Here is a 24,378-nt window from a genome sequence, read left to right on the forward strand (position 1 = left end):
ATGAAGCCGACCAAGTTTGACTATGTCTCTCCATCGACCGTGGAGGCGGTGATCGAGGCTTTAGTTGCCTCGAACGGAGATGGAAAGCTGCTCGCTGGGGGGCAGAGCTTATTGCCGCTCCTCAACTTCCGGATGGCACGACCTTCGGTTCTGATCGACCTCAACCGCATCGAAGGGCTTTCCTATATCAAGGACCGGGGAGACCGCATCGCGATCGGAGCGCTGACCCGTCATCGTGACATCGAACTTTCGCCACTCATCGCTTCGAAGCTTCCCGTCATGTCGGCCGCGATGCGGCATGTGGCTCACCTGGCTATCCGCAATCGCGGCACCATCGGCGGCAGCCTATCCCATGCGGATCCCGCCGCCGAGCTGCCGATGCTAGCGGTATTCTATGATGCGACGGTATTAATCCGCGGACCGCACGGGCTCAGGATGGTCGCCGCGGAGGAGTTCTTTGTCGATGCTCTGACGAGTTGTCTGAAACCCGACGAGATTGTTGTGGAAGTAGAGTTTCCGGTCCTCGACCACGGCGGGTGGGCATTCGAAGAGATCGCCCGCCGCTTTGGCGACTTCGCGCTGGCGAGCATCGCTCTCTCCGTTCGCCGCACGGGGGGCGGACTTGAGGGTGCGCGCATCGCGGTAATGGGGGTGGCCGACACTCCGGTGCGCTTGAAGCAGGCCGAGCGGGAGCTCGTTGCATTACCGTTGGACGAGCAGGCTCCGGAACTTTGTTCCGAGATTATAGCCTCAAAGGTTTCGCCGAACGACGATCTTCATGCATCGGGTGAGTACCGCATGCATCTCTTGAAACATCTGTCGAGGCGCGCATTGCGCACGGCTCTCGCATCGACGGACCAAACCGCATGACAAAGATCTCAGTGAAAGTGAACGGAAAGCGCTACGACGTCCCAGACGTCGAGCCGCGCATGCTGTTGTCCGATTTCCTGCGCGATCGGCTAGGGCTCACCGGAACGCATGTCGGCTGCGAGCATGGAGTTTGCGGCGCCTGTACTGTGCTTGTAAACGGCGACAGCGCACGCTCTTGCCTCATGCTGGCAGTCCAGACCGATGGCGCCGATATCCTGACCGTCGAAGGACTGGGGTCACCCGAAGAGCTCAACGTCCTTCAATCGCAATTCCGCGAGCATCACGGGCTTCAGTGCGGCTACTGCACGCCCGGCATGCTGATGACAGGAGAGGACCTGCTTCGAAAATATCCCCTCGCGACCGACGAGGAAATCCGGGAGGGGCTTTCCGGAAATCTTTGCCGCTGTACGGGGTACCAGAACATTGTGGCCGCGATCCGTAGCGCCGCCGCGATGCGCACAGGAAAAGAATCATGAAGTTGAATTTTCTCGCCGCCGGGCGCCTTCGGATGAAGAAGAGCATCTACGTGGCCGGCGCAGATCGCGAAGAGACAATTGATCTTCCGGTCAGCAGTGCGCTGATCCGGCATAAACAGGGCAACGTACTGTTCGACACCGGATGCCATCCATCGGTAGTCGCCGATGCGGAAGGACGTTGGGGCCCGCTCGCAAAAGTCATGAAGCCGATGATGCGGACGGACGAGACACTCCTACCGAACCTGGCTTGCACCGGCCTCGGGCCGGATGACATCGACATCGTCGTCAACTCGCATTTTCATCCCGACCATTGCGGCTGCAATCAGTTCTTCCGCAAGGCGACGATTTTAGTCCATGCCAAGGAGATCGAAGCAGCCAAGGAGCCCGGCGCAGACACTGCAGGATACCTTAAAGCCGACTGGGATTACGGAGCCGCGATCGAGCCCGTAAACGGAGAGAGAGATCTCTTCGGCGACGCCAGCTTGGTGCTGCTTCCGCTGCCGGGCCACACACCCGGGACCATGGGCGCGCTCGTCAGTCTAGATCGGGACGGGCAGTTTCTGCTTGCGTCGGACGCCGTCAGCCTGCGCCGGAACCTCGATGCTGACGCGGTTCCTCGCAACACTTGGAACGTCGAACAGCAACTGAATACGTTTGCGGAGGTTCGCCGCATCGAGAAGTCCGGTGCTACCGTGATCTGCGGACACGACGATGCGCAATGGCAGGGCTTGCGTAAAGGTGGCGACGGCTATGAATAAAGATCATCGCACCGACTTATCCGACGTGCTGCGCCCGAAAAACGTCGGTGCGGCGATGAAGCGCACTGAGGATCCCCGCCTCCTGACGGGTTTCGGTGAATACACGGCCGATCGAAAGCCGGATCAGGCGTTGCATATGGCCTTCCTGCGCAGCGCGCAGTCACACGCCAGAATTGCGCGGGTCGACACATCTGCCGCTCTGGAAGCGCCTGGAGTCGTGGCGGTCCTGACGGCGGAGGGAATTGCCGGCGACTTCAAGCCAGTTATCCCGTTCTCTCGAATGGCGAATTACTACGCGACCCCGATTCTGCCGCTGGCGTCCGGAAAAGTCCGTCATGTTGGAGAGGCCATCGCTGCCGTCATCGCCACCTCGCGCTACCTGGCCGAGGATGCGCTCGAACTGATCGAGGTCGACTACGAACGACTGCAGCCGGTCGCGCACGCAGAGGCGGCGGTCACAGAGGATGCAGCTCTGCTACACGAAGAAGCAGGGACTAACGTCCTGGTCGCTCGAGAGTTCAAGCAGGGAAACGTTGCGGCGGATTTAGCTGCCGCTGCCGTGAGGGTAGGCGGGCGGTTTGAAATGACCCGCAAGGCGGCACTTGCGATGGAGCCGCGCAGCTATTCTGCGGAGTACGACAAGCGGAGAGACGCGCTCACGCTTTACACCTCCTCGAACATTCCGGGAATAGTACGTGATGCCATCTCGGAATCGCTATCGCTTCCAGGACATCGCTTGAGGGTGGTCGCCCCCGATGTCGGTGGCAGCTTCGGTTCGAAGGGATCACTGTATCCAGAGGAGCTCTTGATCTGCATCGCCGCACGCAAGCTGCGTCGATCAATCAAATGGACGGCAGACCGGCTCGAGGACGTCAGCAGCAGCAGCCAGGCGTTTGCAGAGATTGTTGACGCCGAGATGGGCTTCGACGAGCACGGCATAGCTACCTCGCTGCAAGCAGACGTGATTGGCGACGTCGGCGCCTTCTCCATTTATCCGTGGACCTGCGGGCTGGAGCCAGTACAGGTCGTCAGCTTCTTGCCCGGCCCATACAAGATACGATCGTATCGTGGTGCGGTTCGCGGCGTCGCAACTTGCAAGCCGCCGACCGGACCTTACCGAGGCGTTGGCCGCCCGATTTCGACCTTCGTCTGCGAGCGTCTGATGGACATGGGCGCCAGGGCCCTTAAGATCGATCCGCTCGAGATCAGGCGCCGCAACCTGGTCCGTGCCGAGGAATTCCCATATCGTATCGCGTCCGGCATTATTTGGGATAGGACTGGCTTTATCGATTGCCTGGAGGCTGCTGCGGAAGCTGCGGGCTACGATCAGCTTCGAAAGCAGCAGTCCGAGGTCCGCAAACGCGGGCGACTTTTCGGGATCGGGATCGCTTCGTACGCCGAACTGACCGGCATCGGCTCACGCATCGCGGTGGCGCCAGGAATGCCGATCAATACGGGATCAGAAACCGCGAAGATCACAATCGACTCGACAGGCGGCATCACCGCAGCGTTTGGCGTTGCCTCCCATGGCCAGGGACTCGAGACGACTTTGGCACAGATCATCGCCGACGACCTCGGCGCGTGCTTCGAGGACATTCGCGTCATCCAAGGCGATAGCGATGAGGTCCCGATGTCAACCGGGACCTACGCCAGCCGCAGCGCGGTGCTCGGCGGTGGTGCCGCCAAGCATGCCTCAGAGATCCTGAAGGGCAAGATCAAGCGGGTTGCATCGCATCTTCTCGAAGCTAATGCGGATGACCTCGAAGTCTCCCAAGGAAAGGTAGCTGTACTCGGCACTGACCGCACAGTGTCTTTTAAGCAGATTGCCAAGGCCGTCTATTCTGACATGAAAACCTTGCCGGTCGACGCGCGCGAAGAGCTAACTGCGAGCTACACTTACGATCCGATCAACGGCACGACTGCCGCGGCAACTCACATTGCTGCGGTCGAAGTCGATCCGGCGACCTGCTTCGTAAAGATCCACAAGTTTGTCGTCGCCGAAGATTGTGGCCGCATCATCAATCCCATGATTGTGGACGGTCAGGTCCACGGCGGCGTAGCCCAAGGAATCGGTGCCGCGCTGTTCGAGGAGCTGATCTACGATGACGATGGCCAACTTCTCAGCGCAAGCCTTGTCGACTACGTAATTCCGTCGGCACCGGAGGTGCCAATCATGGAGGTCGTCCATGTCGAAAGCGAGTCAGCGGTATCGGGTGGGTTCCGCGGTATGGGCGAAGGCGGCACGATCGGAGCGCCGGCGGCGATCGCCAACGCTATTGCCGACGCGCTGTCGCCCCTTGATATCGACGTCTCGGTCCTGCCGATGACGCCCGAACGCATCTTCAGACTTATCCAGAATGCCAAGCACAGAGCAAAGGAAAAATCATGACGGATCTTAAGGGACGTATCGCGCTGGTCACGGGAGGCGGTCGCGACGTCGGCGCTGCGATCTGCAAGATGCTGGCGGAACGTGGCGCATCCGTCGCCGTGAACTACCACAATTCGAAGGCGGACGCAGAAGGCGTTGTCGCCGAGATTCAAAAGGCTGGCGGAAAAGCGAAAGCCTATCAGGCCGACATCGCCGATGCGGATGCCGTCAAGAAGATGATCGCCGACATCAAGAACGAGTGCGGCGGCCTTGATATTCTCGTCAACAACGCGGGCCTGGTATTTCGAAAGAAGTTCAGTGAGAGCACGCCGGAGGACTGGAAGAAGCAGGTCGACACCTGTCTTTACGGTGCATTGAACTGCTCACATAGCGCAGGGCCACTCCTCGAGGCGTCGGGCCATGGGCGCATCATCTCGATTATGGGCGACTCCTCGCGCGTCGGGGAATCCGGGCTCGCGATCGCCGCAGCCGCGCGCGCTGGAACCATCGCGCTCATGAAGTCACTGGCTCGCGAGTGGGGCCGTTCGGGCGTTACCGCGAACTCGATCTCGCTTGGTCTGATCGAGACCGCGCACGACAAGGCTTGGGTCGAAGTCAATCGCGACAAACTGGTCAAGGCCTACGCTATTCGTCGCCTGGGTCTGCCCTCGGATGTGGCTCCCCTCGTAAGTTTGCTCGCCTCGGACGCCGGCGCCTGGATTACCGGCCAGGTAATCAGCGTGAACGGCGGATATTCGATGATCTGAGGGAGCCGGCGATGCTCAACGTCGATCTGATTGCACCTATCGCGACGCTCCTCGAGCGGCAGGCGAAGAGCCGACCGGATCAGGTAGCGTATTGGGATTCGGCGCGGTCAATTACCTATGCGCAACTCGCCGACCGCACCGCCTCCATCGCGGCGAACCTGACGAAGGCCGGGTTGAAGGAGGGCGACAGGCTCGCGGTGTACTTGCCGAATGGGGTGAACTGGATCGAAGCCTGCTTCGCTGCATTGCGGGCCGGCGCCGTCGTGGTGCCGATTAGCTTTGATGCAGCGGAGGGGGAGGTCAGCTATCGTCTGACCGACGCCGGTTGCGGTTTTGTTATCACTGCGGGTGCGCGAAAGGATCTGCTGGAAAAGATTTGTCGGGACGCGAGTATCTCACCGACGGTGATCTTCGCTGGGCCTGACGCCGATGGAGCCGAAGTGTCATTGGAGGATCTTGCCAAGGCACATGAGGCGGCCTCGCTCGATCCGGCGGACATCGATCGATCTTCCTTCATCATCTACACGTCAGGTACGACGGGACGGGCAAAGGGCGTGCTGCTGTCGATCCGCGGTATGCTGTGGATTTCGGCAGCGTGCTGGGCGCCGATTGCCGAATTGACGAGCGAGGATGTGATCCTTTCGCCGCTTCCACTCTTTCATTCCTATGGTCTGAACCTCTCGGTGCTCGGGGTGCTTGCAGTCGGTGCCAGTGAGCACATCATGGAGCGCTTCTCACCACAGCAGGCTCTCGAACTGCTCCAGACCGGCAGATATTCGGTCATGCCCGGGGTGCCAACAATGTTCCATTACCTTTTGCTCCGCGCGCAGGAGGCCGGCATCGAGCGCTTGGGAGCCGTGCGCCTTTGCATCTCGGCAGGCGCGATCATGCCCGCAACCTTGAACAAGGCGTTTGAGGAACGTTTCAAGACGCGGCTCCTCGACGGATACGGCATCACTGAGACATCCACCATGGTAACGATGAACTGGCTGCACGGCGGCAGGCCGATGGGCTCTTGCGGGCTTCCGGTCCCGGGGCTCGCGGTTCGTATCGTCGACCCGTCCTCGTTGGAGGACGTCCCGATCGGCCAGGAAGGCGAACTCATTGTGCGTGGCCCGAACCTCATGCATGGCTATCACAACAAACCTGCAGAGACCGCGTCGGCGCTGCGCAACGGCTGGTACCACACGGGCGATCTCGCGAAATCGGACCCGTCGGGTTATCTAACGATCACGGGCCGAATAAAAGAACTGATCATCCGCGGCGGCCAGAACATCGCGCCGGCCGAGATCGAGGAAGTCGTCGTGAAGCACCCCCAGGTCAGGGATTGCGCAGTCGTCGGGATCCGGCACGCGACGCTCGGGGAAGTACCGTGCCTTTTTGTAGTCGCCAAGGATGGCGCACTCGATATCCCCGCGCTTCTGGAGCATTGCAGGGCTCATCTCTCCTCATACAAGATCCCGGAATCCACGCATCTCGTGGGAGAGATTCCGCGCACAGGGTCTGGCAAAATCATGCGTTTCAAGCTCGTCGAAGCCCTGAGCAGCCAAGCTTGAGCGGTTCAGCCGCAGTCAGTCGATCGAGCGCGGACCAAGTGCGCCGAAAGATTTCGGGTCATAGGCGAGGCGATACCGCATATCGGCAGCTACGATCGGCCTCTTGCACCGGTCGCAATCGACGACTGGATCAAAGTCGTGTCCGCATTTGATGTGCGTGAGGATGAGGGGTGGCTTTCCCTTCGAAAGCCAGCGATCCCCCCATCGCAACATCGTGATGAAGGGGCCGTAAAGCTCCAAACCCATGTCAGTCAGGAGGTATTCGTAGCGGTCGGGAGAGCTCTGATACTGTCGGCGCCGGAGCACTCCGTTGGCGACCAGGCGATTCAATCGATCGGTCAGGATGTTGGGCGCGATTGCGAGCTCATTGAGGATCTTATCGTAGCGGCGGTTGCCAAAGAATCCTTCACGGACGACCATGAAGCTCCATTTGTCGCCGATTATTTCGAGAGCGCGGGATACCGAGCTGGGACGGCCGAGTACGAAACGGCTGCCGTCGGAGGGCCGCCGTGTGTTGCGGCCTGGCTTGGCGGGACAGCGGCCTGCACCAGGCCCATCGCGATACTTCACTTCCCGAGCTGAAACCCTTTCCCCGCAATGGGAGCACGTCACGATTGGGTGACTTTCGCAGCCGCAGGTCGCGTGGACAAGCGTCAGTGGCGGCGGCTTGCCCTTGGAAAGCCAACGGTCACCGAACTGCATCAGCGCGATAAAGCTTGGATAAAGGTCGAAGCCCATTCTCGTCAGCCTGTACTCCTTCCTCTGTGAGGAGCCGGGCGCAACCTGACGGAAGATCGCGAGCTGCGTCAGCTTTCTGAGCCGATCAGTCAGCGTTGCACGGGGAATGCCGAGCGCCGATCGAAAGGCTTCGAACGTCTGTGTTCCAAAGAATGCCTCGCGAATGATAAGGAAAGCCCATGCGTCGGAGACGATGTCCAACGTGCGGGCGACAGAGCAGTTGCGTTCCGTTCGTCCAGCGCCAGTACGGGCCGCCATCGTCGGCGCCTTGGCCAACGTTCTCGGCGACTGAAATTTAGCGACGACAGGCATTCCGATCGGTCCGTTCACACAGCCGCCACGACCGGACAGCCCTGAAAGGTTGCGCACCTGTAGCACATTGCGCGATTGACTCGTCGAAAAAATAAGTCTAGTTATGCATGTAACAATAGTCTAGTTATGATAGTAATGGAATGGGATGGAAACCAGATAAGGGCGGGAGGCGTGTCATGAATGGAAGAGTGAATAGTGGCCTGATCGCGGCGACAGCGATTCTGACGATGAGCGTCGCAGCCAGTGCTCAGACGGTCACGGACGATATCGTGAAGATCGGTGTGCTAACCGACATGTCCGGCCAATTCTCACACGAATCGGGTGCAGGCGCGGTAACTGCGATCAAGATGGCCGTCGAAGATTTCGGTGGCAAGGTCCTCGGCAAACCGATTGAGGTCATCGTCGCCGATCATCAGAACAAGCCCGACACGGCTTCCGCGCTGGCGCGGAAATGGTACGACGTCGAGAAGGTTGACATGATCGGCAACCTCATCAACTCCTCGATCGCCCTTACGGTTTCCGGGCTTGCGAAGGACAAGAATCGGATCGCCATCATCAACGGCTCCGGATCATCCCGTCTGACAGGCGATGCGTGTACGCCGAACAGCATACATTATTCCTATGATACGTACGCGCTCGCGCGTGGAACCGGGGCTGCGCTGGCGAAGGAAGGCAAGAAGTCCTGGTACTTCCTCACTGCGGACTATGCTTTCGGACATGCGCTCGAAGCCGACACCTCCGCCGTCGTGAAGGCCCTGGGTGGCGAAGTCGTCGGGTCGACACGATACCCGCCTGAATCGTTCGATCAGTCCTCATACCTGCTCCAAGCGCAATCATCGAAAGCCCAGGTCGTTGCGTTGGCTGGATCGGGCAACGTGTTGGTCAACTCGATCAAGTCCGCGCAGGAATTTGGAATTCAACAGCGCCAAACGTTGGCTGGCCTGCTCGTCTGGGAAACTGACATCAAGGCCCTTGGCCTTTCGGCCGCCCAAGGATTGGTATTGACCAACGCATTTTACTGGGATCGGGACGATGAGACACGCGCATGGTCGAAGCGGTTCTTCGATAGGATAAAAGTAATGCCACATATGGGTGATGCTGGAGACTATTCGTCGACCATGCACTATCTGCGAGCCGTCGAAGCGGCCGGGACTGACGAAGCGCAGGCAGTCATGAAAAAAATGCGCGAAATGCCTATCAATGACTTCTTTGCCAAAAACGGACGTATTCGAGACGACGGCCGCATGGTGCACGACATGTACGTATACGAAGTCAAGAAGCCCTCGGAAGCAAAGGGGGATTGGGATTTCTACAAGCTCCGCGAAGTGATCCCGGGCGATCAGGCCTTCCGTCCGATTAAGGATAGCGCCTGTCCTTTGGTGAAGAAAGGGTGATGAGGGGAGCCGGGTCTGGACCCGCAAGCTCATGGCCCACACTTGAGGAGGCATCGCAATGGATCAGGAACTTGTTGCGGCGAGCTCGGCTGGAGTTAATCCGATTCGCAGTGGAGCTGAGTACATCGAGAGCCTCCGTGGACGTAGATTGACAGTCTATTTGATGGGTGAGCTCGTTGATGAGCCGGTTGACCATCCCATGATCCGGCCTTCGATCAATGCGGTGGCAAGAACCTACGATCTTGCAAACGAGGAACCGGCTCTCGCGTCCGTAGTCTCGCCGCTCACTGGCGCCGACGTGAACCGGTTCCTCCATATTTCCACCAGCTCTTCCGATCTCGTGATGCAGAACAAGATGCAACGTCGTCTTGGGCAACTGACGGGCACGTGTTTCCAGCGCTGTGTGGGCATGGATGCACTAAACTCACTGCACTCAGTAACCTACGATTTGGACAGAAGGTACGGCACACACTACCACGCGCGATTCAAACATTTCCTCACGCGCATACAGGCCATGAACCTGGTCATCGGTGGGGCAATGACCGATGTCAAGGGAGACCGCAGTCGGTCGCCCTCGCAGCAATCTGATCCCGACCTGTTTCTGCACGTCGTTCGTCGCACGCCTGAAGGCGTTGTTGTCCGAGGAGCGAAGGCACACCAAACGGGATGCATAAACTCGCATTGGTTGATCGTTATGCCAACCATGAGATTGGAGGCGACCGACAAAGATTACGCGATTGTCGGCGCGATCCCGGTCGACGCTACGGGCGTTACCTACATTTATGGCCGGCAATCTTGCGACACGCGCAGCATCGATGGTGGAGATGTCGACGCAGGCAACGCGCAATTCGCAGGCCAGGAAGCGATGATCATCTTCGACGATGTCTTCATTCCGAATGAGCACATTTTCCTGGATGGGGAGGTCGAATTTGCTTCGACGCTCGTCGAGCGCTTCACCTGCTATCACCGCCGCAGTTACGTCTGCAAAACCGGTGTGGGTGACGTCCTGATTGGTGCCGCAGCAACCATTGCTGACTACAACGGCGTCGAGCGCGCATCACATATCCGCGACAAGCTCGTCGAGATGACCCATCTGAACGAGACGATCTACGGCACAGGCATTGCGGCAAGCCATCAAGGAACTGAGATGAAATCAGGTGCCTTTTTGCCGGACGAGATGCTCGCGAATGTCTGCAAGCATCATGTCACTCGGTTACCTTACGAGATCGGCCGATTGGCGCAGGATCTCGCCGGCGGTCTGATGGTGACGCTGCCGTCCGAGCGCGAGCTTAGGCATGAGAAGATCGGTCCGATAATCGAGAAATACCTGAAAGGACGCCCCGAGATCGCGACGGAAGACCGGATTCGCATTCTTCGCCTAGTTGAAAACATGACCCTTGGGAGAAATGCCGTGGGTTATCTGACTGAGTCCATGCACGGCGCTGGTTCGCCGCAAGCTCAGCGAATTCAGATCGCGCGGTCGATGCAGACCGATTTCAAGAAGGACTTAGCCAAAGCGCTCGCCGGCGTTTCTTCGACGACGCAGGCGGAGATCGTGAACGATCTATCGACTTACATGGCCAGAGTCTTTGCACCTCTTCGCAACTGAGGCGGCAGAAGCTGGCCTATCTCGGCTATTTTGGAGACCTCAATGGCAATGACAATGAGCGGAGAGATTCAGCTCGCCGCCCCGCGCGAAGTCGTTTGGACCAAATTGAACGACCCAATCGTCTTGAAGGCCTGCATTCCCGGATGCGAAGAGTTGGAGAGGATTGATGACGGGGGATTTCGTGCCGTCGCAAAGATGAAGGTGGGGCCCGTTTCCGCCCGATTCAAGGGTAAAGTCACCCTGAACGATCTCGATCCGCCGAGAAGCTATACTATCCTTGACGAGGGCGAAGGTGGCGTCGCAGGCTTCGCGAAAGGTGGCGCAAAAGTCAGCCTGCTCGAGCGGGAGGATGGCACATTATTGACCTACCACGTCGACGCGCAGATTGGCGGAAAGCTCGCGCAGTTGGGGCAGCGGCTTGTCAACGGAACGGCCAAGAAGCTCGCCGACGAGTTCTTCGCTAATTTTGTCCGAGCACTTTAGTTGACGAACCCAACACGGCCGCGCGGCTGTTTTGCCCGGCGATTTCCATGGCGCGCTGTAGTTGAGCCGCGGACGTTCATCGCTCGCCTCCTGACCACCTGAAAAGCGAAGCGGGGGACGAACGGAGGTGCAAGGCTCCATCAGCGTAGAAGCAGGGTTACTGCGATCGGGACCAGAAACGACGTCACAAGCGCGTTCAGGCCCATGGCAATCCCGGAGAAAACGCCGGCCACCTCGTCGACTTGAAACGCCCGTGCTGTGCCGATGCCGTGTGCGGCGATGCCGACCGCAAAGCCGCGAGCGCGAAAATCGGTAATGGCGGCCCGATTCATGAGAGGCGTGACAATGATGGCTCCCAGGATCCCGGTGAGTACAACCGAGACGGCGGTCAGGGACGGATCGGCATGTAGGGATTCGCTAATTCCCATAGCCACGCCTGCTGTAACTGATTTTGGCGAAAGCGATAGGATAATCGATCGAGGCAGACCGAAGGCCTCGGCTAACAGTACGACTGTAACGATCGCAATCATCGAGCCAACGATCAGCGAAACCAACATTGGCAGAAGCGCAGCGGCGACCCGCGCCCGATTGTCGTAGAGTGGAATCGCAAGCGCAACCGTCGCTGGCCCAAGAAGAAAGTGCACGAACTGGGCGCCCGCGAAGTATGTGGTGTACGAAGTGTCCGTGATGATCAGGAACGCGCCGATGACCCAGATCGAGTGCAATACAGGATTGGCCAGCGGATGCCGGTGCGTCCTAAGCGAGATAGCGTCAGCGATGGCGTAGATTGAGAGCGTCACGGTGAGCCAAAGCAGTGGTGACTGCGAGAGGTAGACCCACAGCGAGAATGAGTTTTCGCTCATGGCCCCGGTTGGCTCCTTGAGAGAAGCCGGTTGACCGCGAGGAACGTAGTCACGGTGACGAGCAGCGTGATGACCACCGAGACCGACAAGATCAACAGAATTGCGGCGCCGTGCTCCATGACCAAGTCGAGTTTCTTCACGACGCCGACCCCAGCGGGAACGAACATTAGAGATAGATGGCCGAGCAGGCTACGGCTCGTTGTCTCAACTCCATCCTTGTGCAATGGGCCACGCCTGAGGCCGGTGAAGTGATCCCGGGTCAAGAGAAGCAGCAGCAAGAGCGCCATCCCGAGCACCGGTCCGGGAATCGGCAGGCCGACACCGCGCACAATTGCTTCGCCGACCAACTGGCAGAGCAGAATCACGCTGAGACCTGCGATCATGCGAGGCGCTCGATGCCGGCCAAACTGGTCTCAGTGAGACCTGCAGGAATGCTTTGCCGGCAAAAGAAATGCGAGATCGATGTGCGAAGGCTCAGCCGTATCGCAAAAATGGGCTTCTCGGGCCGGAATTTTGCGTGAAGCGACGTTGCCACAGGCGTTACGCCGCGGGTATCTTCAAGGAAGACATAAAGTGCTCCATGTTCGCTTCCACGCTTTCCCGACTGAGCAGGCCTGTCTTCTGATCGCGGATCATTGCATACATCTTCTCGTGTAAGCCCACCGCGCGGTAGCGTCCGCTCACCTCCAGCGATTTGCGAATCCAGGGGGCGACCATGTTCAATACGAAATCAGCGATCACCACGATGAGCTTGTTGCCCGCTGCCGCATAGACTGCTCGGTGGAAGTCGAGATCGGCCTCCAGCAGTTTATCGATCGGCGAATTTGGATCCTCTGAGAGAGCCTTCAGCCGATCGATGCTCTCTCTCATCACCGCCAGATCTTTCTCGGTTCGTCTTACCGAAGCTAACTCTGCGCAATTGCGGTCGAAAATGTACCGCAGCTCCATCAGCATCTCGGGGGTCGAATCCTGGAGGTAGAGCTGAAACATCATCAATGGCATCACGGTGGTGCCCTCATCCTTGCGGATATAGTTGCCGTGCCCATGCCGAGTTTCAATCAATCCGGAGACCGCAAGTGTCTTCATCGCCTCACGAATAGGGGTGCGACTGATGCCAAGCTTCTCTGCGAGTTCTTTCTCATTGGGCAACTTGTCTCCGGGACTTAGATTTCCGTTGGCGATCTCACCCGTGATGTAATTCAGCGCGACTTCGACACGCGTGGGCAGTTTTTTGGTTTCCATTCGCTCCATCGGTCGCTCGCAACCCTGATTTCTGCTGTCGCAAGCGACGCCAACACATAAGCCGCCGTGCGACCAGCCAAAACACCGGACATCCACAAGGTAGGAGGTATGATCTCCATTGAAAACAGGTATAAGGTATGACCTCATATCTTCGCAGAAGAGCGCAATCCAAGACGCCGCTGGAGGAAACGGATGCTTTTGTCGACCGGGGCAGATCCGGAAGGCCGCGACGAGGACGCCTTTGAGGCGCGAGACGAGCCGCTATTGGTGGCGGAAGGTATCGCGAAATCTTTCAATGGCGTTCCAGCCCTTCGCGGCGGTCGCCTTGTCCTCAAGCGCGGAACCGTCCACGCGCTGTGCGGCGGTAATGGCGCCGGAAAGTCGACTTTCCTGAACATTGTGATGGGCTTGCTGCACCGCGACGAAGGCAGCATTCGTATCGACGGCGTGCCTGTCGATTTCAGGAGTGCCGCAGAAGCTCTCCGGCATGGTGTGACGATCATTACTCAGGAGTTGTCGCCGGTCCCTGAGATGACGGTCGCCGAGAACATCTACCTGGGAAGAGAGCCAAAGATCGGCGGTCTTGTCGTCGACTTCCCGAAGATGCGGCGGGCCGCAAAACAGCTTCTGGACGACCTCGAATTCGACGTTCCGCTCACAGCACGGATGCGGGATCTCAGCCTGGCCCAGATCCAGCTGGTTGAGATTGCCAAGGCTCTCAGTCACCGCGCCGACATCGTCATCATGGACGAACCAACCTCGGCCATCGGCGAGCACGAGGTGCACATCCTCTTCAACGCGCTCAAGCGGATAAAGGCGCGAGGATCTGCGATCATCTATGTCTCGCACAAGTTGACCGAGATTTTCGAGATCGCTGACGAATACACTGTTTTCCGCGACGGCCGGTACATTGAAAGCGGAGCAATTTCCGCGATCGACCGCAATCACCTCGTTACTCAGATTGTCGGCCACGAAATCAAGACGGTTGAAAAGGGAAGGCCGAACGAGGGCGCGCCGATCCTGCTCGAAGTGCGTTCTTTATCGCGCGGACCTCATTTCAAGAACATCTCTGTGACCGTCGCTGCAGGAGAAGTTCTGGGTATTTATGGTTTGCTTGGCTCGGGTCGGACAGAATTTTTGGAGACCATCTATGGCATCCACGCGCCGACCGCCGGCGATGTCTTCCTCGATGGAAAGAAGGTAGATCCTGGCAATCCGAAGAAGTGCATCCAGCGAGGCATGGCCATGGTGCCCGAAGATCGGAAGGAGACCGGGCTCGTTCTCTGTGCCTCCATTGCACATAACATTGCCTTATCCTCGCTAGCGCTCCGCGCCGTCAGCGGCTTCGTCCGCCGGAAAGCGGAGGCGGCTGCGACCGACCAGATGATGCGATTGCACCGGATCAAGGCAGCATCGCCAAATGTGGCTGTAGAGACGCTTAGCGGCGGAAACCAGCAGAAAGTGGTCTTCGCACGGTGCCTCCTGACGAATCCGCGGCTGCTGATATGCGACGAGCCGACACGCGGGATCGACGAGGGATCGAAGCAGGAAATCTACGCCTTTCTCCGCGAGTTCGCAGCCAAGGGCAATGGAGTGCTCGTGGTCTCATCCGAAGCGCCGGAAATCCTGCAGATCAGCGATCGGATTGCCGTATTTCGGCAAGGACGACTGGATCGCGTCGTTGACGGACACGAGACAACCCAGCAGATGCTGACGGATCTCGCGAGTTGAGCGGATCGACGAGCTTTCGACAACTGGCGTGCGGCCGAAGCGAGGAGTTGAAATGGTGGCCAACATAATAAGCAACGTCGCGACGGGTGCCCGATCAAAAGGTATTGCTGCTGTAGGACCGTACCTGAAGTCGTTCAGCATTGTCATCGTTTTCGTGGTGATTTCGGCGTTCTTCGCCGTCGCGAACGAGTACTTCATGACGTGGCTCAACTGGGTAAACCTGTTGCGGCAATCCTCGATAAACGGCGTCTTGGCAATCGGGGTAACGTTCGTCATCCTGACCAAAGGCATCGACCTTTCCGTCGGCTCCGTCATGGCACTCGCGGGTATGATCGCTGCCAGCCTCGTGACCTCCACCAACCAGCAGTTCGTGCTCTGGGCAATTCTGGGGGGGCTAGGAACCGGTGCCGCATTGGGGCTGCTGAACGGCGTCATCGTGACGAGCTTCAACGTCCCGCCCTTCGTCGCCACGCTCGGTATGCTTAGCATGGCGCGCGGCTTGACGCTGATCTTCTCTGAAGGTCGTCCTATCCCCAATCTCTCCGAGTCGTTTCGATGGATCGGCGGCGGCAGCGTTGCCGGCGTGCCCGTGCCAGTCTTGATTCTGTTTCTTGTGTTCGCCATCGGATGGGTCGTTCTCTCTTACACGACGTTCGGACGCTACGTGTACGCCGTGGGAGGAAACGACAAGGCCGCTCGGACAAGCGGTATCTCGACGCGAAGCGTCATTGCATCCACCTACGTCATCTCAGGCCTTCTCGCCGGACTCGCCGGCCTGGTGCTTACTTCCCGTACGACTGCCGCACTTCCACAGGCGGGCATCGGCTATGAACTCGATGCGATTGCGGCAGTGGTGATCGGCGGGACCAGTCTCGCAGGAGGGCGCGGCTCGCTCGTCGGGACGTTGTTCGGCGCACTCATCATCGGGACCATCAACAACGGCATGGATCTGATGGGTGTCTCTTCCTACTACCAGCAGCTTCTCAAGGGCGCGATCATCGTCGTCGCCGTGATGCTCGACCAATTTCGCAAGTGACACCTGCGAAGACCATTACAGACGATGACAACGGCTGTAACGCCCAGCATGGGCGGACTAGGTGACTGATCATATCAATTTGGAGGAGACAATGAAGATTACGCGTAGATCGACAATGGCGAGTTTCGCAGCTGCTGCAATCATCCTGTCGACCGGTACGGCCTTTGCACAAAGCAAGGCGCGGATCGCCGCCCTGTCGTTCGGGGAATCCGGCGAGTACATGAAGGCCTGGTCCAGCGAGATTCAGAGTCATCCGGCCGTCAAGGACGGTTCTGTCGCGGTCACGATTTTTGACGGCAAATACGATCCGCTCATCCAGGCGAACCAGATCGATACGGCGATTACCCAAAAGTTCGATGCCATCATCATGTCGCCGTTCGATCTCCAGGCATCGGCGCCCGCAATCGATAAAGCCGTCGCTGCTGGCATTCCGGTGATCGTATCGGCCCTGAAAACCGCTTCGAAGAACTACACCGCGTCAATCATCGTCAACGACACCGAAGGCGGACGCATTATCGGGGAGCAGTTGGGCAAGCTGCTTCCCAATGGTGGCAACGTGGTGCTGATGGAAGGTCCGATCGGTCAGTCAGCGCAGATCGAGCGCAAGGCTGGCATTGATGCCGGCTTGGCCAAGTTCCCGAAGCTCAAGCTGATTGCCAGCAAGTCGGGCAACTGGAGCCGTGCCGAGGGGCAGTCGCTCATGGAGAACTGGTTGCTCGCACATCCCGGGCAGATCAATGCCGTACTCGCCGAAAATGACGAGATGGCGCTTGGCGCGATCGAGGCCATGAAGAGTGCAAAGGTCGACTTCAAGTCCGTTCCGGTGCTCGCGATCGATGGCATCCCCGACGGAAAGCGCGCCGTTCAGAAAGGCGAAATGACCGTAACGCTCTACAAGTATGCCCGTGCTGAGGGGCAGGGCGCAGTCGATCTCGCCCTACATGCCGTTAAGGGGGATAGCTACAAGCCGCGGTCCGAGGTCTGGAATTCCTTGATGGAATGGAAGGGCGGAAGTCAGAAGGACTACACCGTTCCCTGGCTCATCTTGGATTCCTCGAACGTCGCAAAATACATGTGAGTCCTGTCGTGCGCACGCGGCGAACAGCCGCGTGCGCACGATGCTTGAACAGGGATATTTGAAAATGGCGGCTCTGCAGAAGAAGGCGCTTCCGAACGGGTGTCTGAGTTTGACTTCCCTTGGACTTGGAACGTCGCCTTTGGGCGGCTGCGGTGTGCCCGTGAGCTTCGAGACGTTCGAGGCGGTGATTCTGAAGGCCTACGAGCAGGGCGTACGCTATTTCGATGTCGCTCCGCTCTATGGTCTCGGAAAGTCGGAGCATTTCCTCGGTCATGTTCTTCGTGTGCACGGGCTTCGTGCCGAGGTCGTGGTGAGCACCAAAGCGGGCCGGCTATTGAAGCCGGCGAGTCGGTCAAAGCGCGCCGAAAGCCTCTACGGCATCAACTGGATTGATCCGCTGCCTTTCGTCGACGAATACGATTACAGCTACGATGGCATCATGAGGTCCTTCGAGGACAGTCAGCAGCGCCTCGGTCTCGACCACATCGACATTCTTTTTCTGCACGATGTAAGTGGTGTTTGGCACCAAGACAAGTATCCCCTGTATCTGGGGCAACTTCGCAACAGCGGATACCGCGCCTGTGACGAGCTGCGCCGTTCTGGAGCGGTCAAGGCGATTGGCCTCGGCGTCAACGAAACGGCTTCGGTGCTTGAAGTGGCTGCCGAATTCGATCTCGATTGCTCGCTCGTCGCCGGACGGTACACGCTCCTCAACCATGCGCCGTTGACGGATTTCTTTCCCGAGGCTCAACGTCGCGGCATCGGCATCATCGCGGGCGGTGTCTACAATTCCGGGATCTTGGCTGAGGGTAGTCGAGGTAACGCTCTAACGCGGACCTATGACTACCAGGCGGCTCCCGAGGCGATCGTGCGGCGCGTAAAAGCGCTCGAAGCTGTTTGCGAACGCCACGCCGTCGTGCTCGCCAATGCAGCATCCCAGTTCGTCTATGCGCATCCGGCCGTGACATCGGTCGTTCAGGGCGCACTTACGACGGCGCATGTCACGCAAAACGTCGCCTCGATATCGGCCCCAATTCCTCAGGCGTTCTGGATGGATCTCAAGACCGAAGGCCTGATTCCCTCGGAAGCCCCGCTGCCCGAGCAGAGCTCGCTGGCCGTTTCGGGCTGAACTTTCAATCAAGCAAGGAGAAGAGCGATGATGCCGCTCGAGACACGAACTCTAGGCCGGACTAAAGTTTCCGTTACACCCCTGGGGCTCGGGACGGTGCCTCTTTCCGGTTTCAATGTGGCCGTGCCATATTCTGAATTCGAAGCGGTCGTAAAAACAGCATTTGATCTAGGCGTGCGCTACTTTGATTGCGCGCCGATGTATGGTCTCGGAAAGGCCGAGCACTTCCTTGGCCGCGCGCTCCGTGACCTCGGTATCCGGGACCAGATTGTGGTGAGCACGAAGTGCGGCCGGGTACTCAAGCCAGCCAGCCGGACACCGAAGCTCGATACCGTCTACGGGATTGAATGGGTTGATCCGTACCCATTTCGTGACACCTATGACTACACGTACAATGGCGTGATGCGCTCGTTTGAGGACAGTCAGCAGCGTTTGGGCCTCGACTATATCGATGTACTTTTGGTTCATGACGTCGGTCGCGCATGGCACGGCGATCAAGCGGAATTCTACTGGAACCAGCTCCGTGAGAGCGGATACCGAGCCCTCGATGAGCTCAAGAGCTCGGGAGCGATTGGTGCCGTCGGATTAGGAGTGAACGAGACTGACTCGGTTGTTGGGGTGGCGCGCGAATTTCCGATCGACTGCGCGTTGATCGCAGGTCGATACACGTTGCTCAATCATGCACCACTTGAGGGGCATTTCGACGAGTTGCAGTCCCGAAATGTCTCGGTCATCGCCGGCGGCATCTACAATTCTGGCATCTTGGCCGCTGGATCGAAGGCGACCTCGACCTACGATTATCAGAAGGTCCCGAGCGCCATTCTGGAGCGCGTCCGTTCAATCGAGGAGGTTTGCGAGCGGCACGGTATTGATTTGCCGAGTGTCGCAACGCAGTTCGTGCAAGCGCATCCCGCCGTCGCCACCGTGGTTCAGGGCGCAAAGTCGACGAGCGAAGTTACTCAGAACGTCCGTGCTATGTCGACCAGGGTACCCTCTGCTTTCTGGCAGGAGCTGAAGACCTGCAAACTGATTCCATCAAGTGCTCCCGTTCCTGGTGGACAATTCTCGTGAACCGGTCTGGAAACGCACAGTTCCGTTACGACGATCCGTTCGAAGGGATTGCATCAGGTTCAGCGGTCGCTGAATACGATATTGTTGTCGGGCCGGTCGTCCGCTATCTGCGCGATGTTGTCACTGACCGGTCCGTTCGTCTTCTGGCGAACTTCATCGGAACGTCACATCTGGAGGACGCAAGCGAGTCTGACTCCGACGAGTCGGATCATGTGTACGATGTTCTTGCAGCGGTTCGCGTGCCGCTGCAGCGGCGACACGAGCATCACCACCTGAAAGAGGCGGCTCATCTGATGCTGCCGCCGCGGACGGGCTCCTTCGCGCCGCGTCAGCGCACGAGCGAGGTGAGCTTGCTATCAAACGCTTGGGGTCATCTGCGTCGGGCGAGCCCGATGGCCGGCGGCAGTTTGATTGATCTGCGGCAGTGCTGCGGCCAACTTAAGCTTGGTGCTGACCTTGTGACGGGAGCCTCCGAATGACGAGATATGCCATCACAGTACTTGAATACGCAACGAGCCCCAAACATCCGACAAGTGGGGTGCTGTACGGCCGGCACAATAGCGGGAGCATGAACCTGCCGTTTGCCTACGTGCTCCTGCGTAGCAGAGACACCGTCGCCTTGGTTGACACGGGGTACGATCAGTCGGATTTCGGAGGCGAGATCGCCAATACCATCGGCGTCACCGGCTGGGCCCCACCTTCTGAGGTCTTGGGAGCCGTCGGCATTCGTCCCGAGGACGTGCAGCACGTGTTCCTGACACACGCTCATTTCGACCACATGGGGGGGCTGGATTACTTCCCGAGCGCTAAATTCTACATCCAGAAGCGCGAGATCGAGAGTTGGGTCTGGGCCATGTCCAAGGGACGTCGTTTTCGATCCCTCCTCGGTGGCATCAATCCTGCCGATATCTTGAAGCTGGTAGATCTCGGACTGAAGAACCGGCTGGTCGTGCTGGACGGCGCCACGCACGACATCCTGCCGAACATCGATCTTCTTCCCGCCTTTGACACCCACACGGCAGGTTCGCAATATGTGGTAGTCCGTAACGGCGGAAGCATCGAGGATCGGTGGGTCCTTACCGGAGATGTTGTCTACACCTACGAAAACCTTCACGGCGGAGATCGCGACGATCCCTGCTTCGTGCCACCAGGACTTGCGACGGGAAGTCAGACCAACCTGATTCTCACTGCAGAAGAAATGCTCGCCAGCGTCGGCGGCGACCTGCTGAGGCTCGTACCCGTCCATGAAGAAAAGCTCAAGGAACACTTCCCTTCTCGGGTGAGCGATCGGGGACTTCGAATCACCGATATCGCGACACTTTGAACGGCTGAGGGACTGGCAAGCCAGCAAGGGTATCGCTCATGGAATATATGCGTTTGGGCCGTTCCGGCCTCAAGATCTCGCGGATCGTACTGGGTTGTATGAGTTACGGAGTAGGGGAGCGAGGTAATCATCCTTGGACACTGGGCGAGAGCGACAGCCGACCCTTCATACAGAAGGCCCTCGATTGCGGGATCAATTGCTTCGATACCGCCAACATTTACTCGGACGGTACGAGCGAGGAGATTGTCGGCAAACATCTCAAGGAAATGGTACCGCGAGACGAAGTCGTCATCGCTACGAAGGTCTACGGCCGCATGCGACCAGGGCCAAACGGAACTGGCCTTTCGCGAAAGGCAGTTCTTGCCGAGGCGGAAGCCAGCCTTAGGAGACTAGGCACTGACTATATCGATTTATACCAGATCCATTTTTGGGACAACGACACGCCAATCGATGAAACGCTCGAAGCCTTGAACGATCTCGTGCGGAGCGGCAAGGTCCGTTACATCGGTGCCAGCAACACCTATGCTTGGCAATTTGCCAAAGCTTTGCACCGCGCAGACGCTAACTCTTGGGCGCGTTTCGTATCGATGCAATGTCACCTAAATCTCCTCTATCGAGAGGAGGAAAGAGAGATGCTGCCGCTCTGTCGCGACGAAGGCATCGGTGTGATCGCCTTTAGCCCGCTGGCTCGCGGGCGCCTTACCCGGCCCTGGACTGAGAAAAGTACCCGTTCCGAGACCGATAACGTGACGTCGCAGTTCTACGGACACGCCGAAGCGGCCGATCGGAGTATTGTCGACGTGCTGTCCGATATCGCAAAGGAGCGTCGGGCAGCACCAGCGCATATAGCTCTCGCCTGGGTGGCCGGAAAAGATGGTGTAACGGCGCCCATCATCGGCGCCACGAAGCCTCAGCACTTGGATGATGCAATTGCTGCCCTAGGTCTGAAGCTGACGTCGGAGGAAATTGCGCGACTGGAAGAGCGCTATGTGCCTCACAGCGTTGTCGGGTTGAAGTGAAACAAACCCGAATCCCGCCTCGAGGGGAGGGCTCGGTAAATCCAGAAGCAAAGCGGTCAAAAAAATGTGCCGGGATCAGCGAGATCCCAGCACAGTCAGGGAGAGCCCTCGAGAGAGCGGAGTGAGGTGGTCGTTCGCCTGAATCCAGTGGTCATTTGCTGAGGACGAGCAGGAGCAGCGGATTCAAGAAATCTCGAGCATTTCCCGAACGTCGTCTGGAGAAGCGATCTCCCGACCGCAATTTCTTGCGATGTCACATGTCCGGCGGACCAGTTCTTCGTTACGCGGGCAGCCATACTCAATATAGGGATAGTCCCCAATGCCCGGAGCGATGTTACCGCCGCGCCTGGCCACACCTTCGCACATACCCAGCAGGTTTCCGCCAACTACGTTGGCGGTCCAAGTGTGACGAACGTGCTTCGGTAAGAATGGCAAGAATGCGTCGAGGCCTTCGAGCGTTCCCGGATGGCCGGTAAGATAAGGACCGTCCGTCATGTTGAGAAGGAAGTAGCCCGGCGCTGCTACAAGTCCCATTTCCATGAATGCGATTGCGCGTCGAACAAACCCGATCGACCAGCACGTCATCTTTGGTTTTATGCCGGCGGACTTGAGAGAACGGAAATAGTGCTCTACGGCGACCGTACGGTTTTCGTAGATACGGTCGGAATGTTCGAACACGAGCTTGTCGCGATCAAACACGTCGAGATTGGTGCTTCCAGTGTCTATGGGAACGATATCGGGTTTGGTTTCCGGATTCCTGGCGAGCTCGAGAATGCAATCAATTCGCGCCTTCGGATCAGTGTCGTTGGCGAAAAAGCCGAGCGTCGGCAGTATCAGGATGTCGCATTTCTGCCTGACCTTGCGGATGATCTCAGCGTTCTTCTCGGCCGTGTGGAGCGGCGCTCCATCGTCCGCGCGAGCGTGAAAATGAAGGATCGACGCTCCAGCTTCGCGACAGCGGGCCGCGGTCTCGGCTATTTCATCTGCGGTCCATGGCACATTTGGGTTTCCGTCCCGCATCGCGTATTCGTTCACGCGAGCTTCGACGATCATCTTTCTCAGCATTGTCCGTTTCTCTCGCGAAGTGCCGCCGGAGCTCGACTTTGGTTCATGGCGGCCTCCTTCACAGTGCATCAGCCACGAACGACTTTTCGACCAAAAGATTATGGCTCCGACGGCAAATGCCCAAACGACTTTTATCGGGCCACTTGTGATAAAAGCTCACAACGTCTAAACTTTAGGCTTTCGAGGTATCGCATGGTGCGCCCCCGACCTTCGCTCAATGCGCTGCGTGCCTTCGAGGCGACGGCTAGGTTGCGCAGCATGACTGCAGCGTCGCTGGAGTTATCCGTCACCCATGGGGCGATTAGCCGGCACATCCGTTCGCTTGAGGAATTGCTGGGCGTCCCACTGTTGGTGCGTGGGACGTCGTCCACAGACCCCACGCCCGAGGGGATTCGTCTGGCCGAAGGGCTGTCTGGCGCATTCAGCCTTATCGACGCGAGCGTGGAGCAGATTCTGCCGGGACCGCTGACCGTTTCATGTTCGGCGACTATCATGATGTATTGGCTAATCCCCCGCCTCGCGGCCTTTCACGAAGCTCATAGGGGGATCGATCTCCAGTTCAACCTGAACTACGATCAAGTGGATTTCATCCGTGACAAGGTCAGTATTGCTATCCGTTCCAGTACCATTGCACCGCCGCGGGACGTAGTCATAAAAGAGCTTGCGCGAGAGTGGATTTCGCCCGTTTGCGCAGCTTCTTACGCCAAGGCCCTGCAGGATCCGGAAGACATCGCCGGCTGCCGTTTGCTGGGGACACGCACGCGCCCCGAGGCCTGGTCAGATTGGCTGGATGAAATGCGGTTGAAGCAGGATATCCACATTCAAGAATCGTATGATCATTTCTATCTTCTCATCCAGGCCGCGTTATGCGGACTGGGATTGGCGCTGGTCCCGACGATGTTCGTCCTTGAGGAGATCAATAGCGGGAGGCTGGTTGCACCCTTTGGAAGCATCCCCGGTAAACGGACCTTGATGCTCTGGACCGCGCCCCACGTTGCAACTCGCCCCGAGAGTAGAGCGGTTTCGCAATGGCTTACACGCGAAATGTCGGCCACTGCGAAGAGCTGTGCCATGCTGGCTAAGGTCGAGGCTTAGCAAGCTCTCCCGATCTCAGCGAAGGCCGAGCCCTTGTGAGTTTTCCTCACGGGTCGCTCCACGAATATCGTTTGCCGTCATGACATGGCCCGGGTGAAGATATCCCCGTCCGCATCCAAACGTTCTTCGTTTGTGGGGGATCATAGAGACGAATTCCGGGAAGAAATGCAGCAAGGCGTCACAATGCGCAGCGACAATCCGCGATCCGAGTTCACAGCCCGATATCTGATCGAGACCGTCGATAGTCTCGAGAGGGCGGCGGAAATCGTCGCAGGAGAGCAGTCAAGCGGGACGTTTCTCTCGTTGCCTGGCGAAACGGACGAGCTGAAGAAGCGGTCGCGCGCACGGGTACTTGGGGTGACCGAGTTGCCATCCGCCGACGCCCCGACATTGC

At 58.3% G+C, this 24,378-nt stretch carries 23 protein-coding genes and 1 pseudogene; 19 read left to right on the forward strand and 5 right to left on the reverse strand.

Annotated features, from left to right (window positions below):
- The 6 genes from HZZ13_RS14755 to HZZ13_RS14780 are packed head-to-tail and all read left to right on the forward strand — an operon-like array spanning position 1 to position 6,795.
- On the forward strand, positions 1 to 870 hold the full coding sequence (locus HZZ13_RS14755) for an FAD binding domain-containing protein (RefSeq protein WP_197960283.1): 870 nt from the start codon (positions 1 to 3) through the stop codon (positions 868 to 870).
- Positions 867 to 1,346, forward strand: coding sequence for a (2Fe-2S)-binding protein (locus HZZ13_RS14760; RefSeq protein WP_197960284.1), 480 nt, complete (start codon positions 867 to 869; stop codon positions 1,344 to 1,346). Before HZZ13_RS14755 ends, HZZ13_RS14760 begins: the two co-directional genes overlap by 4 nt.
- Entirely contained in the window at positions 1,343 to 2,104 is a 762-nt protein-coding gene (locus tag HZZ13_RS14765; RefSeq protein ID WP_197960285.1) for an N-acyl homoserine lactonase family protein, read from the forward strand. Before HZZ13_RS14760 ends, HZZ13_RS14765 begins: the two co-directional genes overlap by 4 nt.
- Positions 2,097 to 4,493 carry a xanthine dehydrogenase family protein molybdopterin-binding subunit gene (locus HZZ13_RS14770; protein ID WP_197960286.1) on the forward strand — a complete coding sequence of 799 codons (2,397 nt, stop codon included), beginning with the start codon at positions 2,097 to 2,099 and terminating at the stop codon, positions 4,491 to 4,493. Before HZZ13_RS14765 ends, HZZ13_RS14770 begins: the two co-directional genes overlap by 8 nt.
- Positions 4,490 to 5,239, forward strand: a complete 750-nt coding sequence (locus HZZ13_RS14775) for an SDR family NAD(P)-dependent oxidoreductase (protein WP_210349336.1) — start codon at positions 4,490 to 4,492, stop codon at positions 5,237 to 5,239. The genes HZZ13_RS14770 and HZZ13_RS14775 overlap by 4 nt, the downstream gene beginning before the upstream one ends.
- An 11-nt stretch (positions 5,240 to 5,250) precedes the next feature.
- On the forward strand, positions 5,251 to 6,795 hold the full coding sequence (locus HZZ13_RS14780; RefSeq protein ID WP_197960287.1) for a class I adenylate-forming enzyme family protein: 1,545 nt from the start codon (positions 5,251 to 5,253) through the stop codon (positions 6,793 to 6,795).
- 15 nt (positions 6,796 to 6,810) lie between these two features.
- On the opposite strand, the gene HZZ13_RS14785 is transcribed toward HZZ13_RS14780, so the two are convergent.
- Entirely contained in the window at positions 6,811 to 7,845 is a 1,035-nt protein-coding gene (locus HZZ13_RS14785; RefSeq protein ID WP_197960288.1) for a winged helix-turn-helix transcriptional regulator, read from the reverse strand.
- A 176-nt stretch (positions 7,846 to 8,021) separates the two neighbouring features.
- Here HZZ13_RS14785 and HZZ13_RS14790 point away from each other — a divergent pair, with 176 nt between their 5' ends.
- From HZZ13_RS14790 to HZZ13_RS14800, 3 genes are read left to right on the forward strand one after another with little or no spacing between them, the layout of a single operon-like run.
- Entirely contained in the window at positions 8,022 to 9,239 is a 1,218-nt protein-coding gene (locus HZZ13_RS14790; RefSeq protein ID WP_197960289.1) for an ABC transporter substrate-binding protein, read from the forward strand.
- A 58-nt stretch (positions 9,240 to 9,297) separates the two neighbouring features.
- Positions 9,298 to 10,848 (forward strand): 4-hydroxyphenylacetate 3-hydroxylase family protein, encoded by a 1,551-nt coding sequence (locus HZZ13_RS14795; protein ID WP_197960290.1) that lies wholly within the window; start codon positions 9,298 to 9,300, stop codon positions 10,846 to 10,848.
- Positions 10,849 to 10,890: 42 nt separating this feature from the next.
- Positions 10,891 to 11,331: an SRPBCC family protein gene (locus tag HZZ13_RS14800; RefSeq protein ID WP_197960291.1), complete on the forward strand. Its 441-nt coding sequence runs from the start codon at positions 10,891 to 10,893 to the stop codon at positions 11,329 to 11,331.
- Between the two features lie 140 nt (positions 11,332 to 11,471).
- Here HZZ13_RS14800 and HZZ13_RS14805 read toward each other — a convergent pair whose 3' ends face one another.
- The 3 genes from HZZ13_RS14805 to HZZ13_RS14815 form a co-directional block, all read right to left on the reverse strand.
- The gene (locus tag HZZ13_RS14805) at positions 11,472 to 12,194 is read right to left on the reverse strand and encodes an LrgB family protein (protein WP_197960292.1); all 723 of its coding nucleotides are present in this window, start codon (positions 12,192 to 12,194) and stop codon (positions 11,472 to 11,474) included.
- Positions 12,191 to 12,577: a CidA/LrgA family protein gene (locus HZZ13_RS14810; RefSeq protein WP_197960293.1), complete on the reverse strand. Its 387-nt coding sequence runs from the start codon at positions 12,575 to 12,577 to the stop codon at positions 12,191 to 12,193. Before HZZ13_RS14810 ends, HZZ13_RS14805 begins: the two co-directional genes overlap by 4 nt.
- Positions 12,578 to 12,734: 157 nt before the next feature.
- Positions 12,735 to 13,436, reverse strand: a complete 702-nt coding sequence (locus HZZ13_RS14815; RefSeq protein ID WP_246504430.1) for a FadR/GntR family transcriptional regulator — start codon at positions 13,434 to 13,436, stop codon at positions 12,735 to 12,737.
- A 192-nt stretch (positions 13,437 to 13,628) separates the two neighbouring features.
- On the opposite strand from HZZ13_RS14815, the gene HZZ13_RS14820 reads away from it, so the two are divergent.
- The 8 genes from HZZ13_RS14820 to HZZ13_RS14855 all read left to right on the forward strand — a co-directional run bounded on the left by HZZ13_RS14820 (position 13,629) and on the right by HZZ13_RS14855 (position 21,824).
- Positions 13,629 to 15,167: a sugar ABC transporter ATP-binding protein gene (locus HZZ13_RS14820; RefSeq protein WP_197960295.1), complete on the forward strand. Its 1,539-nt coding sequence runs from the start codon at positions 13,629 to 13,631 to the stop codon at positions 15,165 to 15,167.
- 52 nt (positions 15,168 to 15,219) lie between these two features.
- On the forward strand, positions 15,220 to 16,203 hold the full coding sequence (locus tag HZZ13_RS14825) for an ABC transporter permease (protein ID WP_197960296.1): 984 nt from the start codon (positions 15,220 to 15,222) through the stop codon (positions 16,201 to 16,203).
- Between the two features lie 91 nt (positions 16,204 to 16,294).
- Positions 16,295 to 17,281 carry a substrate-binding domain-containing protein gene (locus tag HZZ13_RS14830; RefSeq protein WP_197960297.1) on the forward strand — a complete coding sequence of 329 codons (987 nt, stop codon included), beginning with the start codon at positions 16,295 to 16,297 and terminating at the stop codon, positions 17,279 to 17,281.
- Positions 17,282 to 17,345: 64 nt separating this feature from the next.
- On the forward strand, positions 17,346 to 18,410 hold the full coding sequence (locus HZZ13_RS14835) for an aldo/keto reductase (protein ID WP_197960316.1): 1,065 nt from the start codon (positions 17,346 to 17,348) through the stop codon (positions 18,408 to 18,410).
- 27 nt (positions 18,411 to 18,437) lie between these two features.
- Positions 18,438 to 19,481 (forward strand): aldo/keto reductase, encoded by a 1,044-nt coding sequence (locus HZZ13_RS14840; RefSeq protein ID WP_197960298.1) that lies wholly within the window; start codon positions 18,438 to 18,440, stop codon positions 19,479 to 19,481.
- On the forward strand, positions 19,478 to 19,960 hold the full coding sequence (locus HZZ13_RS14845; RefSeq protein WP_197960299.1) for a hypothetical protein: 483 nt from the start codon (positions 19,478 to 19,480) through the stop codon (positions 19,958 to 19,960). The genes HZZ13_RS14840 and HZZ13_RS14845 overlap by 4 nt, the downstream gene beginning before the upstream one ends.
- Positions 19,957 to 20,805, forward strand: coding sequence for an N-acyl homoserine lactonase family protein (locus HZZ13_RS14850; protein ID WP_197960300.1), 849 nt, complete (start codon positions 19,957 to 19,959; stop codon positions 20,803 to 20,805). Before HZZ13_RS14845 ends, HZZ13_RS14850 begins: the two co-directional genes overlap by 4 nt.
- Before the next feature lie 38 nt (positions 20,806 to 20,843).
- On the forward strand, positions 20,844 to 21,824 hold the full coding sequence (locus HZZ13_RS14855; protein ID WP_197960301.1) for an aldo/keto reductase: 981 nt from the start codon (positions 20,844 to 20,846) through the stop codon (positions 21,822 to 21,824).
- Between the two features lie 183 nt (positions 21,825 to 22,007).
- Here HZZ13_RS14855 and HZZ13_RS14860 read toward each other — a convergent pair whose 3' ends face one another.
- Positions 22,008 to 22,889: a beta-keto acid cleavage family enzyme gene (locus tag HZZ13_RS14860; protein ID WP_197960302.1), complete on the reverse strand. Its 882-nt coding sequence runs from the start codon at positions 22,887 to 22,889 to the stop codon at positions 22,008 to 22,010.
- A 192-nt stretch (positions 22,890 to 23,081) separates the two neighbouring features.
- Between HZZ13_RS14860 and HZZ13_RS14865 the strand changes: the two genes are divergently transcribed.
- A complete protein-coding gene (locus HZZ13_RS14865) occupies positions 23,082 to 23,984 on the forward strand; it encodes a LysR substrate-binding domain-containing protein (protein ID WP_197960303.1) in 903 nt (300 codons plus the stop codon).
- 165 nt (positions 23,985 to 24,149) lie between these two features.
- A pseudogene (locus HZZ13_RS36400) lies at positions 24,150 to 24,378 on the forward strand (hypothetical protein); the annotation flags it as partial.

This window comes from Bradyrhizobium agreste (genome assembly GCF_016031625.1).
GTDB lineage: Bacteria > Pseudomonadota > Alphaproteobacteria > Rhizobiales > Xanthobacteraceae > Bradyrhizobium > Bradyrhizobium agreste.

Coding starts and splice junctions, on each gene's coding strand:
- HZZ13_RS14865 (WP_197960303.1), top strand. CDS start 23,082: ATGGTGCGCCCCCGACCTTCGCTCAATGCGCTGCGTGCCTTCGAGGCG.
- HZZ13_RS14805 (WP_197960292.1), bottom strand. CDS start 12,194: ATGAGCGAAAACTCATTCTCGCTGTGGGTCTACCTCTCGCAGTCACCA.
- HZZ13_RS14765 (WP_197960285.1), top strand. CDS start 1,343: ATGAAGTTGAATTTTCTCGCCGCCGGGCGCCTTCGGATGAAGAAGAGC.
- HZZ13_RS14840 (WP_197960298.1), top strand. CDS start 18,438: ATGATGCCGCTCGAGACACGAACTCTAGGCCGGACTAAAGTTTCCGTT.
- HZZ13_RS14810 (WP_197960293.1), bottom strand. CDS start 12,577: ATGATCGCAGGTCTCAGCGTGATTCTGCTCTGCCAGTTGGTCGGCGAA.
- HZZ13_RS14850 (WP_197960300.1), top strand. CDS start 19,957: ATGACGAGATATGCCATCACAGTACTTGAATACGCAACGAGCCCCAAA.
- HZZ13_RS14830 (WP_197960297.1), top strand. CDS start 16,295: ATGAAGATTACGCGTAGATCGACAATGGCGAGTTTCGCAGCTGCTGCA.
- HZZ13_RS14755 (WP_197960283.1), top strand. CDS start 1: ATGAAGCCGACCAAGTTTGACTATGTCTCTCCATCGACCGTGGAGGCG.
- HZZ13_RS14780 (WP_197960287.1), top strand. CDS start 5,251: ATGCTCAACGTCGATCTGATTGCACCTATCGCGACGCTCCTCGAGCGG.
- HZZ13_RS14800 (WP_197960291.1), top strand. CDS start 10,891: ATGGCAATGACAATGAGCGGAGAGATTCAGCTCGCCGCCCCGCGCGAA.
- HZZ13_RS14855 (WP_197960301.1), top strand. CDS start 20,844: ATGGAATATATGCGTTTGGGCCGTTCCGGCCTCAAGATCTCGCGGATC.
- HZZ13_RS14820 (WP_197960295.1), top strand. CDS start 13,629: ATGCTTTTGTCGACCGGGGCAGATCCGGAAGGCCGCGACGAGGACGCC.
- HZZ13_RS14815 (WP_246504430.1), bottom strand. CDS start 13,436: ATGGAAACCAAAAAACTGCCCACGCGTGTCGAAGTCGCGCTGAATTAC.
- HZZ13_RS14835 (WP_197960316.1), top strand. CDS start 17,346: ATGGCGGCTCTGCAGAAGAAGGCGCTTCCGAACGGGTGTCTGAGTTTG.
- HZZ13_RS14790 (WP_197960289.1), top strand. CDS start 8,022: ATGAATGGAAGAGTGAATAGTGGCCTGATCGCGGCGACAGCGATTCTG.
- HZZ13_RS14760 (WP_197960284.1), top strand. CDS start 867: ATGACAAAGATCTCAGTGAAAGTGAACGGAAAGCGCTACGACGTCCCA.
- HZZ13_RS14860 (WP_197960302.1), bottom strand. CDS start 22,889: ATGCTGAGAAAGATGATCGTCGAAGCTCGCGTGAACGAATACGCGATG.
- HZZ13_RS14770 (WP_197960286.1), top strand. CDS start 2,097: ATGAATAAAGATCATCGCACCGACTTATCCGACGTGCTGCGCCCGAAA.
- HZZ13_RS14825 (WP_197960296.1), top strand. CDS start 15,220: ATGGTGGCCAACATAATAAGCAACGTCGCGACGGGTGCCCGATCAAAA.
- HZZ13_RS14785 (WP_197960288.1), bottom strand. CDS start 7,845: ATGCCTGTCGTCGCTAAATTTCAGTCGCCGAGAACGTTGGCCAAGGCG.
- HZZ13_RS14775 (WP_210349336.1), top strand. CDS start 4,490: ATGACGGATCTTAAGGGACGTATCGCGCTGGTCACGGGAGGCGGTCGC.
- HZZ13_RS14795 (WP_197960290.1), top strand. CDS start 9,298: ATGGATCAGGAACTTGTTGCGGCGAGCTCGGCTGGAGTTAATCCGATT.